Source organism: Scytonema sp. PCC 10023 (genome assembly GCF_963920835.1).
Classification (GTDB): Bacteria; Cyanobacteriota; Cyanobacteriia; order Cyanobacteriales; family Nostocaceae; genus Kalymmatonema.
The window spans coordinates 22,736-35,968 of sequence record NZ_CAWUDP010000096.1; the positions used below are offsets into that span (position 1 = coordinate 22,736).

12 protein-coding genes are annotated in these 13,233 nt (G+C 42.1%); 10 read left to right on the top strand and 2 right to left on the bottom strand.

Annotated elements, in window-relative coordinates; genetic code table 11:
* Positions 1-370: 370 nt before the first annotated feature.
* The 5 genes from ACM0OZ_RS38075 to ACM0OZ_RS38095 all read left to right on the top strand — a co-directional run bounded on the left by ACM0OZ_RS38075 (position 371) and on the right by ACM0OZ_RS38095 (position 4,689).
* Positions 371-856, top strand: a complete 486-nt coding sequence (locus ACM0OZ_RS38075; protein WP_414588033.1) for a transposase family protein — start codon at positions 371-373, stop codon at positions 854-856.
* Positions 857-1,092: 236 nt separating this feature from the next.
* Positions 1,093-1,533: a hypothetical protein gene (locus tag ACM0OZ_RS38080; protein WP_414588034.1), complete on the top strand. Its 441-nt coding sequence runs from the start codon at positions 1,093-1,095 to the stop codon at positions 1,531-1,533.
* Between the two features lie 506 nt (positions 1,534-2,039).
* Positions 2,040-3,074: a ComEA family DNA-binding protein gene (locus ACM0OZ_RS38085; protein ID WP_414588035.1), complete on the top strand. Its 1,035-nt coding sequence runs from the start codon at positions 2,040-2,042 to the stop codon at positions 3,072-3,074.
* 159 nt (positions 3,075-3,233) lie between these two features.
* Positions 3,234-3,671 carry a ferritin-like domain-containing protein gene (locus ACM0OZ_RS38090; RefSeq protein WP_414588045.1) on the top strand — a complete coding sequence of 146 codons (438 nt, stop codon included), beginning with the start codon at positions 3,234-3,236 and terminating at the stop codon, positions 3,669-3,671.
* A 76-nt stretch (positions 3,672-3,747) separates the two neighbouring features.
* A complete protein-coding gene (locus ACM0OZ_RS38095; RefSeq protein WP_414588036.1) occupies positions 3,748-4,689 on the top strand; it encodes an FTR1 family iron permease in 942 nt (313 codons plus the stop codon).
* A gap of 76 nt (positions 4,690-4,765) precedes the next feature.
* On the opposite strand, the gene ACM0OZ_RS38100 is transcribed toward ACM0OZ_RS38095, so the two are convergent.
* Positions 4,766-6,028, bottom strand: a complete 1,263-nt coding sequence (locus tag ACM0OZ_RS38100; protein WP_414588037.1) for an RNA-guided endonuclease InsQ/TnpB family protein — start codon at positions 6,026-6,028, stop codon at positions 4,766-4,768.
* Between the two features lie 336 nt (positions 6,029-6,364).
* Between ACM0OZ_RS38100 and ACM0OZ_RS38105 the strand changes: the two genes are divergently transcribed.
* Entirely contained in the window at positions 6,365-7,168 is an 804-nt protein-coding gene (locus ACM0OZ_RS38105; protein WP_414588038.1) for an MOSC domain-containing protein, read from the top strand.
* Positions 7,169-7,290: 122 nt separating this feature from the next.
* On the top strand, positions 7,291-7,962 hold the full coding sequence (locus ACM0OZ_RS38110) for a hypothetical protein (RefSeq protein ID WP_414588039.1): 672 nt from the start codon (positions 7,291-7,293) through the stop codon (positions 7,960-7,962).
* A gap of 5 nt (positions 7,963-7,967) precedes the next feature.
* On the opposite strand, the gene ACM0OZ_RS38115 is transcribed toward ACM0OZ_RS38110, so the two are convergent.
* Complete coding sequence (locus ACM0OZ_RS38115) at positions 7,968-8,192, bottom strand: hypothetical protein (protein ID WP_414588040.1); 225 nt, start codon at positions 8,190-8,192, stop codon at positions 7,968-7,970.
* A gap of 225 nt (positions 8,193-8,417) precedes the next feature.
* Here ACM0OZ_RS38115 and ACM0OZ_RS38120 point away from each other — a divergent pair, with 225 nt between their 5' ends.
* The 3 genes from ACM0OZ_RS38120 to ACM0OZ_RS38130 all read left to right on the top strand — a co-directional run bounded on the left by ACM0OZ_RS38120 (position 8,418) and on the right by ACM0OZ_RS38130 (position 12,727).
* Positions 8,418-8,666, top strand: coding sequence for a hypothetical protein (locus tag ACM0OZ_RS38120; RefSeq protein ID WP_414588041.1), 249 nt, complete (start codon positions 8,418-8,420; stop codon positions 8,664-8,666).
* Positions 8,667-8,798: 132 nt separating this feature from the next.
* Complete coding sequence (locus tag ACM0OZ_RS38125; protein ID WP_414588042.1) at positions 8,799-9,050, top strand: hypothetical protein; 252 nt, start codon at positions 8,799-8,801, stop codon at positions 9,048-9,050.
* A 62-nt stretch (positions 9,051-9,112) separates the two neighbouring features.
* On the top strand, positions 9,113-12,727 hold the full coding sequence (locus ACM0OZ_RS38130; protein WP_414588043.1) for an NB-ARC domain-containing protein: 3,615 nt from the start codon (positions 9,113-9,115) through the stop codon (positions 12,725-12,727).
* Positions 12,728-13,233: the final 506 nt, after the last annotated feature.

Below are 13,233 nucleotides of genomic sequence, written 5' to 3' on the forward strand. Positions count from 1 at the left end.
CACAACCTTCATAGTGGCTGCTTTTCACAGCAAAGCTCATCCGTGCATCAAATAATTACTTATCACTATTTTTTATTGATGAGAGATTTTGCCGTACTATGTGGTAAAACTTGTTATAGTATGGCGACAAACACATAATTACTGAAGAAAGCTTTGACTTGAAATTTGTCAGGGATGCTCTGGAGAAGGGTGACAATGGCTTTGTGCATCTTGAAACTCCTGTGAGGAGAAAAGCCTGTTTCTAAAAAATCACTACCTATATGTCGTCAAAAAATCCTGATTCGACTCCTGTGCAATGACTGAACAACGATAGCACCAGTGGGTTAGAAACTTCATGGTGCCAAGTGTAATATCTGGTGACATTTTTCTGATGAACATACATTTCACACATTTACTAAACTTACCTGGTGTAGCCGTAGAATCTTGTAATTTTTCTCACGATTCAGTATCTTTTAAGTTAAGTGTTTTAGCTGAAGGTACATACTGTCCGCATTGCCGTAACTATACGAAAGAATTGCATCAAACCAGACCAATTGTAGTGAGAGATTTACCAGTTTATGGGAAAACAGTGTATTTAAAAGTACCACGTCGCCAGTTTTATTGCAGAGTCTGCCAGCGATACATTACTGAGCAATTGCAGTTTATTGATTGGCGAAGGAAGTACACACGAAGGTATGAAGAGAGTATTTACTCCCAAATCAATCATGCCAACATTGAGCAGATTAGCCAACAGCAACACCTCGGTATTGAGCAAATCAAGAACATTTTTAACTACATCAGTCAAAAGCAAAAAAAACAGCATCGCTTTGAACTCAGTAAAAAGATGTTTTGCTATGAAACTCACGGAAAACAATAACAAAAAATTATCACCATTATGTCAAAGAATAAATCTATTATTTTTTTGACTGTAGATTTTTTCCGTAAAAGTATGTATGCTCAAATAAGTGTGTAAAACGCATTAAAAAAGTATACACTTTCGAGAAGTTTCTCTTAAGTACCAGGGCACCCCATTTACCTAATGGGAGGGGACTTCCTAATTTAGATTCCCTCATCATCAATAATTGTTTGTTGAACACCAACTGAGGATTTGTTATGGTGGGAGATTCACGTGTTGATTCAATTTTTGGGAAATTTTCAAAGCAGCTACATATTGCTAAAGTTGCAATTAATAGACTAAACTTATTGTCTGTTGGGATGTTTCTATTTTTGCCCTTATTCAACCTATTGCATCTTAGTCCTTGTCATCAATGGATGGGAAGAATTGACGGTTTTAGAGCATTACGTGCAAGGTTTGTTGCTGTACACATAGGACATTTAGCATTTCCATTACTTTGCAGAGTGAGTAAAATTTTCCCTCAAATGCGTACCCTAACATTTTGGTCAACTGTTGTTGCATTTTTGGGTATTGCAACTGGCAACTTAGCATATATGCATTACATTGCAGATTTTCACCTCAGCAGTGTGCGGGCTTGGCTAAAAGAAAACTCCTCGATATTTTTTGCATTCATAAAATTTTTTCGCAAATCATGTTAAATCTTTGATACTTAACGGTAAGTTCAAACAGCGTCTCGTCAAATAACAAGATTTGCAGCCACAGGCTGAAAAAGGAATATACAGTTTTCAATTTCTCCCAGTTGTGTTCCCCCTTGCTACCTGATTCGGTATCGCAAGGGGGTTTACTTTAGTAGGACTGACAACACTGATTCTATGATTAGAACATAATGCGCCCTCTGACTGTCGGTCAGGAGACTAGCTTTGTTGTCGATTCTTTCGTGCCTAGTTTAATTCCTCTACAGTCTCAAATATGCAGATGTAGCATCAGCGATTAATTAGGAAGATTGTCGTCCTATAAGGATTTTAGTGATTCAATAACTGAGAATTGTTATGAAATCATGGTTAAAATCTTAGTAAGTAGTTGAAAATTAATCTCATTTGTGAGAAAGTATCATAGCAAAATCTAAGACACACTGTCAAATCCATCGATCAATACTTGTTTGAATGTTTTAATGATTACCTTTCAAATACTCTTAGGAGCAAGAATGAGAAAATTCCGTTACATCTGCTTAACTATTGCTACTGCAGCCATTTTCGCTCTAACTTCCTGTAACGGTACGCCAACCGCAGAAAATTCGACTGCACCGACTGCTAATTCCAGTCCCCAGGCTACTGAGGCAGTAAATCACAGCGGACACGGTAACAAAAAGAAAATCAATATCAATAATGCGATCTTGTCGGAGTTGGATAAGTTTGAGGCACAGCTTGGTGTTCCAGCACTATCGCACAAAATTCAGGCGAGTCGTCCCTACATTAGTCCTGAGGACTTAGTCTCTAAAAAGGTGATTACCCAAGAGCAATTCGACCAAATTAAAGACCAAGTGACTATTCAGGAAGTGGTTCTGACTGGGGAACCAAAAGATGTTGACTACATGACGAAACTCGGGTTAATGAAAGGACACCTTTTGGTAGCAAAAGAACTGTTGGATCAAAATCAGCCAAAACAGGCGGAACCTCACATTGGACATCCAGTTGAAGAGATTTATGTTGATGTAGAAGAGCAATTAAATGAGCGTAAAGTCAAAGAGTTTAAGACATCTTTGATTAGTTTGCAAGATTTCGTCAAATCTAACCCTAAAAATGCCAAGGTGAAAACTGATTTTGCCTCTTCCATGCAATCTGTCGATAGTGCTGTGACAGCTTTACCAGCAGATCAGCGATCGCAACCGAGATTCGTGCTGCAGGTGATGAACGGGTTGCTAGATGCAGCTAACTCAGAATATGGTGCGGCAATCGCAGATGGAAAAATTTCTGCAGCTATTGAATATCAAGATTCCCGTGGCTTTGTCAACTACGCTAACGACTTATACAAAGAAATTGCCAGCAAAATGGCTAAAGAGCATCCCGCAGAACATAAAGCAATTGAAACTAGTATGACTGAACTGACAAAAGTTTGGCCCTCTGCAATTCCACCAGATCAACCAATTAAGACTCCCGAAGATGTCACCAAACTAGTAAAAACCATTGAGCAAAATTCTCAAAAAGTCATTGATAGTTCTAGCACCCAAGCGCAGCGATAGACTGCTTGAATTGTTTGTAGTGGTACTTGCCTAGAATTTTACTCTCGGGCGAGAATTTAAAATGAGTGATGAGTGATGAGTTATCAAGCATAACTCATCACTCATCACTCATCGCTAAGAACTCAAAAACTTTCACGTATCACTAGAATTAACAACATGATGCGAGAGCTTGATCAGAAACAAACAATGGACCTACTGAACTCAATCTTTGAGTGTGAGTTAGCGGGAGTAGTGCGTTACACTCACTATTCCTTAATGGTCACTGGTTCTTACCGCATTTCTATGGTCGATTTTTTCAAAGAGCAGGCGAGCGAGTCTCTACTTCATGCCCAAAAAGTGGGAGAAATTCTCACGGGTTTGGAAGGTCGTCCTAGTCGGAAAATTTCTTCAGTAGAAGACACTGACAAGTACTCAGTCAAGGATTTCTTGGCGCAAAGTCTAGCGCACGAAGCAAAAGCGCTAGGGTTGTATAAAAAACTGTTTGAAACTGTTAGCAACGCCAACAGTTTTCTGGAAGAATTTGCTCGTCATATGATTAGTGAAGAAGAAACGCATAATCTCGAACTCCAACAGATGTTATGCGATTTCAGTGAATAGTTATTAGTCATTAGTCATTAGTCATTAGTATAAAATAAATGACTAATGACTAAGCGCCAAGGACAAAGGACAAATAATGAACTTTAGTGCTGCTTTACCCACTTTTTTAATTACACTCCGAGAAGGAGTAGAAGCTGCTCTCGTAGTTGGCATTGTGCTAGCTTTGCTAAAAAAAGCTAAACAACAGCGACTAAACCCTTGGGTCTATGCTGGTGTCGGTGTTGGCATCATTGTCAGTGCATTTATCGGTTTTTTGTTCACTTGGATAGTTCAAGCACTAAGTGCAATTAATCCCCAGTATTCATCAGTAGTTGAGCCATTGATGGAAGGTGTGTTCAGCGTGTTAGCAATTGCTATGCTCAGCTGGATGCTCATTTGGATGACCAAGCAAGCCAGAGTTATGAAGGCTCAGGTAGAGGGAGCCGTAACAGATGCTTTAAAACAGGACTCATATGCTGGTTGGGGTGTTTTTAGTTTAGTATTTGTTGCCGTTGTGCGTGAGGGCTTTGAAACTGTTCTGTTCATTGCTTCTCAACAAGGGCTTATTCCCAGCCTTGGCGCTATTAGTGGTATTGCAGTCGCGGCTGCAATTGGCGTGCTGTTATTTCAATGGGGCGTTAAAATTAATATTCGCCAATTTTTCCAGGTCATGGGGGTTTTCTTAGTGTTGATTGTGGCTGGGTTAGTGGTGACAGCTTTGCATAAATTCGACGAAGCTTTTACTACCCTTGCTCTGAGCAATCGCGCCTCAGAAAGCCTTTGTTTTTATTACGAACGGTTTACCAGAATCCACTCTTGCATCTTAGGTCCAATGGTTTGGGATACTTCCAAGATCCTACCCGACGAACAGTTTCCTGGCGTTGTTCTCAAAGCCTTATTTGGCTATAGACAATATCTGTATGTTGTGCAAGCAGTGGGATATGTTGTATTTTTAGTAACAGTTGGTGGTTTATATTTCCGCAGCATAACGGGTGCAGGAAGTGGTGGTGCAAAAAATCAGCCAGTTGCACAGAAATAGATTGGTTCTGTTAAGGATTGAGCAATGGATATTGACGTACTCCCCGGGCTGAAGCCACAAGGATTCTCAAAGGATGTTACGAAGCGGACTGAAGTCGCGCTTCTCCACCCTTGTTCCTGCTTTTTCGACTCTTAACTAGACTATTTCCAGTCCCCGTCAGACCGTCTCCACAGGCATTTTCTTCCAGGCTGCGTCCCAGCCCAGAGACCCCTCTGTTTCGGATCACTTGTGCGGATGCCACATCGCGATGCGTGGTGTAGCCACATTCAGGACAAGAGTGTATTCTGTCCTTTAATTCTTTCTTTCCGGTGTGAGTATCACATTGTGGGCAAACTTGCGAGGTGTAATCCTTTTCCACTTTGTCAAAATACACACCCCGTTTCCAGCACACCCATTGCAAGATGGCGACAAACTGCCCAAATCCAGCGTCAAGAGTGTGTTTGCCCAACATCCCTTTTGCCCAAGTTCGGAAGTCAATATCCTCAACGAAAACCATTCCAGCATCATTGCAAAGCTTGTGGGCTAACTTAAAATGCCAATCTTTGCGAGTGTCTGAGATGCGTTGATGGAGTCGGGCAATCTTGCGATTTAACTTATGGCGATTGTTAGATCCCTTTTTCTTATTTCTAAGCCTGCGTTGCAGCAATTTCAGCTTGCGATGCAGTGTGTTTAAAAAACGGGGACGCTCAATCAATTCACCATCAGAAGTAGCCGCAAACTTGTCCAAACCTAAATCAATTCCTCTGGGATGCCCGCTCTTCACCGGGGGCGGCACATTAACATTACACTCCAGTGTGAACATCAGGAAATATCCTGAAGCCTTGCGAACAATCCGAACTTGTTTCACCTTGAAACCATCAGGGATTTCGCGAGACTTGACATATTCCATCCATCCCAACTGTGGCAATTTAATTTGATTGCCTTTGAGAACTTGACCTTTCCCTAATTGTGGATACACGAATGACCGCATCCGGTATCTGTTCTTGAACCGAGGGAAGCCCATCTTTTTTCGACTCATGTCTACAAAAGCTGTTTCTAATTTCCTCAAGACTTGTTGCAACACTTGTGCGTTGACAGTTTTAAGTTCCGGAAATTCTGCTTTAGCACGAGTTAACGAATTGGCTTGTTCGTAGTAATTGGGGTAGGGTGCATCAGCTGGTGTAATGTATTCAGAAACGATGGAACAAGCGTTGACAGAACACTTACGAGAGTTGAGCCAATCTTTGCGTTCTCGCAAAGCAAAATTCCAAACTTTTCGACACACTGTTAAGGTGTGTTCAATCTGCTGGATTTGTTCGTCTGTGGGCATCGCTTTGTACTCGTAAGTTAAACTCAACATTGTTTCATCACCTCCTACAAAATTATACCCTATCTTGTAGGAACATTCCGGAAAGAAGAGAAACTCCGGGTTAAAACCCGTCGGGTCGGGTTTCATCCCCGGATTAAAAGGTAGGGGTTCTCACCCTCCCGTACTGTTCTGATAGGTTAGTAGTGAGACCAGTACTGTTCGCGAAGCGTGTCCGAAGGACATAGGAGGGTTTCCCTCCTTGGAGGTACATGGCGTGCCTCCTAAGGGAGGAGCTTCGCTAACGCCGTCAGGCGTGCCGAAGGCATACCCGGAGGGTGAGCGCAAACAGCGCTAATTACAAGCCGAATTACCAGTAACCAATTCCCAATGACCAAGATTTGTGTCAAAGAGTTATTTATTCATCCATTTAAAGGGTTAAGTTCCCAGAAGTGCGATCGCGTTGAGGTGCAAGTTGGACATGGCATCAGGGGCGATCGCTCTTTTGCGTTAATGTTCAAAGAAGATGCACAATATCCCGACTCTACACAAGTGCCGTGGATGAAAAAGCAACACTTCGCCATGCAAAATGACTGGTCAGGACTTGCAGCGTTGGATTGTTCCTACGAAGCAGCCACTGGCAGTTTAACAGTAAAGCGCAAAGGCGTAGAGTTATTGGTTGCTGATACGAATAGCCCTACAGGACGCGATCGCATAGCTACCTTTTTCACAGGATACCTCGCAGGAATTTATCCCAGCCAAACTGCTAGACATCCAAACCGCGCACCTTTGCAGCTTGTGGGAGAATTTGGCAAAACTCGCTATCCTGACCGGGAAGCCGTGCATATTTCTCTTGTGAGTCAAGCAAGTCTTGACAATTTAAGTGAGTTAGCCGGACTTCAGGTAGATGTCCGGCGTTTCCGCCCCAATATTGTTTTAGATGGTGTACCCGCCTGGGGAGAATTTGACTGGGTGGGCAAAGAAATGCAACTTGGTACAGCCCGAATTGCCATTACAGCCAGAATTAATCGCTGCTTAAATATTGATGTTCATCCAGAAACGGGAGAACGAGATATCTCCCTGCTGACTCTGCTGAAAAAGCATTTTCAACACACGCAGACAGGTGTTTTGGCACAGGTTATTACCAGTGGAACCGTGGCAATTGGCGACATGATGACACAACTTTCAGAATGAACAAAATGCAACAGCACAAAGAGTGAGCTAACTCTGGTCACTTTGGAGGATGTTGTATTCTGCTGTTTCAAGCCAAAATGTTGAGTTTGAAAGCCTTAACGTAGATACTTTTTAGATAAATTATGACAAACGAGCTAACCGTTCGCCAAATCCTATTGGATAATGATGCGGGATTACTACCCTATCTTCGTCACCAACTCCAAACAGAGGAATTTTCACACTTTCGAGCGCAGTTCGGTTTTCATGTAGACGAGTTTCATACCCAAGTTAGTAAGAACGATGATTTTTCAGAAGCTCAAACTACGCTCAAGATCACTTTAAAGATATTGATTGTTGTAGACAGCCAAACGAATCCAGATGATGCAACACTACATGCGCTTGAGTTTCAACAGATATTGGATGCTTTACTCATTAATTGGAGCCAGCGCAGCGAGCAGTTGATAAAACCAATTTCAGAGATTAAAGGGGCGTTCAGCAACTTAGAAGAAATACCTTATCACGGCGGCTATCTTCCTGGTTTTGAAATCCAATGCAAGTTTGCTTTAACCTACAATGCTGTCACTACACTCTTGATGCGGGAAGAGGAGCCAACCAACAAACAACAATCCACCTTGTACAACCCAGGCGATCGCACTCCCATAAGCGGACAGTACGAACTCATCAACTCTAATGGACAAAGTACGGGGCAAGAGGTGACATCAACCTCTGGGCGTCCCTTTCCTCCAACTCCTGAACCTAACCAGTCATACAAGTTAGTTGACCCCACAAAGCACAAAAAGCGTAACAGGCATTGAGCCGATTAACGCAACGACTCAAAAATGACTGTTATTGCTATCAAACAAAACAGGATAAGTCCCAACCGCCCAACCCAATCGAATACCAACGGTAGGATGAGGGCAATATTTACTACCCCAAAAGTTATTGACACAACATAAGCGATCGCCAAGCCAAATAATGCCAGTAAAAAATATTTGAGCAAACGAGAAGCTAACCTGAATAGACGACTGCCCTGATTTCGGTTCATAGTTCTTGCTCTCCATGTAATACAGATTTACGCAAAAAGCCGAGAAGTGCTTTAAGCACCTCTCCGGCTTGTAAACGCTATATTAATGTGAGTTTTATGGAGCTTTGGAAGGCAGATTCTATCGTACTGCACTGGAAGCTGTATCCCTGATTATTTTGTTAGCAGACTCTTTTCATCGAACTCGCGTTATATTAGCAGGAAAAGATACTTGTCCTAGATCCTAGAATGAGCAGCGACACTCCTGTTAAAAAAATCTTGATTGTAGCAGCCAATCCGAAACAGACATCGCGGCTGCGTTTGGATGAGGAAGTGCGTGACATTCAGGAAGGGTTGGAGCGAACGCGACAACGTGACAAATTTATTCTGCGGCAACAGTGGGCGGTACGTCCAAGAGATATTCGTCGCGCCATTTTAGATTTTCGACCAAACATTATCCATTTTTCTGGACATGGCTCATGGACAAAGGGATTATGATTTGAAGATGAAAATGGGCAAGAAAAGCTAGTAACAGGAGAAGCACTGGCTGGATTATTCAGGTATTTTGCTAAGCAAGTAGAGTGTGTACTGTTAAATGCTTGCTATAGTGAGTTTCAAGCAAACGCAATAGTGCAATACATTGATTATGTGATTGGCATGAATGATGAAATTGGTGATAAAGCTGCAATCGAATTTGCCGTAGGCTTTTACGATGCTCTAGTAGCTTATGATCCACAATTCGATGCAAGAGTGCCCGTAGAGTTTGCCTTTGACATTGCTTGTAATGCGATTCAGTTAGAAGGTATTGCAGAACAACTAACCCCAATTCTGAAAAAGAAGTCTAATCTCAATCAGGAGCAGGAACTAACCCCAAACCCTTAACAGGCTCACTGTTATCTACTGGCACTGCGCCAGTGAGCCCAAATCAGGTGCCAAAAAATTCTGTGTCTCAGGTTCCAGAAAGTTTCATTAAAGAGGTAGCAGCCAATTATGGTGTTACTAGAATCGAGCTAGATACTCTTCTGCTGGCATTAAATGACTATTTAGGAGCCAAGATAGCTGAAGAACTGAATATTTCCCAACTAGCAGTGAAAAAAAGACTAGGAGAGAGTTATCGCAAATTTGGTATCGAGGGAACTAGTAACAAAAAACTCAATAATCTCAAGCGAAAGCTATCAGCCTTGTACCAACAAACTGCTAAAGCAGATATTAAGACATTGCGCGAGGACTGGGGTGAAGCAGTAGACGTTGAGGGTTTTCGGGGTCGAGAAAAGGAACTTTTGGAGTTAGAACAATGGATTTTGGGTCTTAATTCCCAACGCTGTAGATTGGTTGCAGTGTTAGGTATGGGAGGAATGGGCAAAACCTCGCTAGCAGCACGAATTGCTAAAAAACTAGGGAGAAATTTTGATTATTTGATTTGGCGATCGCTCCGCAATAGTCCACCCTTTGGAGAGATTCTCACACAACTGTTGCAATTCCTATCTCATAATTCAGAACCCGAGTTGCCAGACAACGATAACAGCAAGATACTGCGCCTGATTGATATCTTGAAAAAACGCCGTTGTTTGGTGATTTTAGACAACGTAGAATCAATACTTCGCAGTGGTGAAGGCAAAACCTACGAACGGGCAGGAGAGTGCCAACCAGGATATGAAAACTATGGTTATTTGTTGCAAAAGGTAGCAGAAGCTGCACACCAGAGTTGTTTGCTAATCACAAGCCGGGAAAAGCCTAGGCAAGTCGCAGCACTGGCAGGGGAGAATTTGCCAGTGAAGGTGTTGCAGCTTTCGGGACTATATTTAGAAGAAGCTAAAGCAATTCTGGAAGACAAAGGTTTAAAAGATCAAGGACGTTCCTGTTCAGATGCCCAGTTAAGCGAATTAGTATCACGATACTCGGGTAATCCTCTGGCTCTCAAGATAGTTGCCACGACAATCTATGACCTATTTAGCAATGAGGTTCAAGAATTTTTAAATCAAATTCGCCAAGAAACCGCAGTTTACGGAGATATTTGCACTCTTTTAGACCAACAATTTAATCGCCTGTCAGAGTTGGAAAAACAACTGATGTATTGGCTGGCGAGCGCACGCGAATCTGTGTCTTTGACAGAATTAAAATCAGAACTCATTACACCAGAACCAGCAAATAGAGTGTTGGAAGCTGTCGAATCTCTATTGCGGCGCTCATTTATTGAAAAAGAAGCAGGTTCCAATAAGTTTGGTCAGCAGTCCGTGGTGATGGAGTATGTCACAGAACGATTGATTGAAGAAGTTAGCCAAGAAATCATTCAAGGAAGAACCCTGGGATTCGTCAATGCCTACCCATTGATGAAAGCGCGATCGCTTGATTATATCCGCAAAACACAAGAGCGACTCATTTTAGAACCTGTCAAAAAGAAGCTACTTAGCGTTTTTGGCAATCAACTGGAATCCCATTTACTTCAAATGATAAATTCTCTACAACAGCAGTCTCCAGTCAAAAAGGGATATGTTGCTGCTAACTTGATCAATTTGCTGCGTCAACTTCAGATTCGTCAACCTGATAAAGAGCAACCTGATATAGATTTAAGTGAGCATAATTTTTCCAACTTGACTATCTGGCACGCCTATTTCAAAGACGTTAAGTTAAAAGGTACTAGCTTTACGAATGCTGACCTGACTGGTTCTGTCTTTAAAGAGACAATGTCAAGTTTGCAATCTGTCGGATTTAGTCGCAACGGAGAGTTTTTTGCCACAGGTGTCATTAATGGAGAAGTGCGTCTCTGGCGAACTGCAGATACTAAACAACTTTACATCTACAAAGGGCATACTGGCTGGATCTGGGCTTTAGACTTCAGTCCAAACAACCAATTCTTAGCTACTGGTAGCGGAGACTACACTATTAAAATTTGGTATGTACACTCAGGCGAGTGTCTTCATACACTGAAAGAACATACCAATAAAGTTTACTCGGTTGCTTTTAACTTAGATAGTCGTATCTTAGCTAGTGCTAGTGAAGACGGAACTATTAAACTGTGGGATGTTAAGACTGGACACTGCTTGAAAACTCTTAAGGAACATAGTGGTTGGGTTTGGTCAGTGACTTTTAGTCCTGTTGAAGATGGTATCCTTGCCAGTAGCAGTGCTGATGGCACAATCAAGCTTTGGAATATCTATAATGGGGAATGTCTTAAAACCTTACAAGGACATACTAGCCAGGTTTGGTCTATTACCTTCAGTCCAGATGGACAAATGCTAGCAAGTAGCAGTGAAGACCAAAGTATCAAGCTTTGGGATACTTCCACAGGAGAATGCTGGAAGACACTAGAAGAATCTAGTAAAAAAATATATAAGATACGCTTCAGTCCTGATGGAAAAACGCTGGGTAGTTGCGGCGAAGACTGGATAATTCAGTTATGGAATATACACACGGGTAAATGTCTGAAAATCTTACAAGGGCATACTAGTCACGTGTGGGATATTGCTTTCAGTCCCGACGGACGGACTTTGCTCAGTAGCAGTGATGACCAAACGGCAAGGCTTTGGGATGTGGCAACGGGCAATTGCTTGAATGAATTACAAGGCTATACCCGTGATGTTTATTCGGTTGCCTTTAGTCCAGATGGTCAAATTCTTGCTAGTGGTCGTGATGACCATATGATTAGGCTATGGGATTTACGTACGTATATTTACTATCCGCTCAAAGGACATATGGGACGCATTCGCTCTGTTGCTTTTAGTCCAGATGGACAAATCCTCGCTAGTGGCAGCGCTGACTATACTATCAAGCTTTGGGATATCAAAGACATTAGCAACAGCAAATGCATCCAACCCCTCACAGGACACAGTAATTGGGTGTGGACAGTGGTTTTCAGTCCAGATGGGCAAACCCTTGCCAGCAGCAGTGAAGACCGAACGATTCGAGTATGGAACACCAACACGGGTTCTTGTCTTAAGGTATTAGAAGGGCATAGCTACTGGGTTTGGACAGTTGCTTTTAGTCCCAATGGTCGTACTCTTGCCAGTGGCAGTGCCGATAGTACAGTTAAGCTGTGGAATCTCGATACAGCGGAATGTCTTGTAACTTTAACAGACCATAAAGACTCAGTTTGGTCAGTTGCATTTAGCCCTGATGGTGAAATTTTAGCAAGTGGTAGCGAAGACCAAACCGTAAAACTATGGAACTCCAGCACAGGTGAATGTTTGCAAACGCTTAAGGGACACAGCAAACAAGTTTATTCAGTTGCCTTCAGTCCCGATGGACAAATCCTTGCCAGTGGCAGTGGCGATGCAACCGTTAGATTGTGGAAAGTCAGTACAGGTGAATGCCTAGATATTCTCAGACGTGAACACACAGGGGAGATCCGCTCAGTAGCGTTTAGTTCTGATGGTCGGCTACTTGCCTGCGGTGGTGAAGATGAGAACATACAGCTTTGGGATGTAGACACTCGCAACCAACGACAGCTGCTTAAGTCCAATCACCTGTATGAGCGTATGGATATTACAGGCGTCATTGGTTTGACAAATGCCGAAAAGGCTTCTTTGAAGGCTTTGGGGGCGATAGAATCAGGAGAATAATTTTTTATATAAAAATATTTATTCGCCCTACGCACTCCCTTGGTAAACATACCCTGAGCCATACATATTTACTAAGCCTAAACCTTTTGTCTACTTTGTCAATACGTTCATCCTAAAGCACATTGAAAATTCTTTAACTCTACACTGTAAATCCATCAATGTAAAATCTGTATCAAGATATCCAAAAACGATAAACAGTTAATTTACCATAGTTAAGTGGTAAATTTTATTACCTTGTGTAGAAATAATTCCACATAGGGTAAATCCACTCAATCTAGTAATTTTGTTCTATTTAAACATTGCAAGTTATCTAAGACTTGCATAATGTGTTACCTCACTTCAGGATTGCGCTACCCTTTTTCAAAATTTTTTACAGCTATTTTCAGTTAATTGAGCCACAAATTTTCGTAAGGGCACGGCAATGCCGTGCCCCTACCTCATGGTTTATTTAGTTGAACTGAAATGTTAGAGCGCAGTCCCCACCTAAAATTTTTAATTTAGGTGGG

Coding starts and splice junctions, on each gene's coding strand:
- ACM0OZ_RS38075 (WP_414588033.1), top strand. CDS start 371: ATGAACATACATTTCACACATTTACTAAACTTACCTGGTGTAGCCGTA.
- ACM0OZ_RS38080 (WP_414588034.1), top strand. CDS start 1,093: ATGGTGGGAGATTCACGTGTTGATTCAATTTTTGGGAAATTTTCAAAG.
- ACM0OZ_RS38085 (WP_414588035.1), top strand. CDS start 2,040: ATGAGAAAATTCCGTTACATCTGCTTAACTATTGCTACTGCAGCCATT.
- ACM0OZ_RS38090 (WP_414588045.1), top strand. CDS start 3,234: ATGCGAGAGCTTGATCAGAAACAAACAATGGACCTACTGAACTCAATC.
- ACM0OZ_RS38095 (WP_414588036.1), top strand. CDS start 3,748: ATGAACTTTAGTGCTGCTTTACCCACTTTTTTAATTACACTCCGAGAA.
- ACM0OZ_RS38100 (WP_414588037.1), bottom strand. CDS start 6,028: ATGTTGAGTTTAACTTACGAGTACAAAGCGATGCCCACAGACGAACAA.
- ACM0OZ_RS38105 (WP_414588038.1), top strand. CDS start 6,365: ATGACCAAGATTTGTGTCAAAGAGTTATTTATTCATCCATTTAAAGGG.
- ACM0OZ_RS38110 (WP_414588039.1), top strand. CDS start 7,291: ATGACAAACGAGCTAACCGTTCGCCAAATCCTATTGGATAATGATGCG.
- ACM0OZ_RS38115 (WP_414588040.1), bottom strand. CDS start 8,192: ATGAACCGAAATCAGGGCAGTCGTCTATTCAGGTTAGCTTCTCGTTTG.
- ACM0OZ_RS38120 (WP_414588041.1), top strand. CDS start 8,418: ATGAGCAGCGACACTCCTGTTAAAAAAATCTTGATTGTAGCAGCCAAT.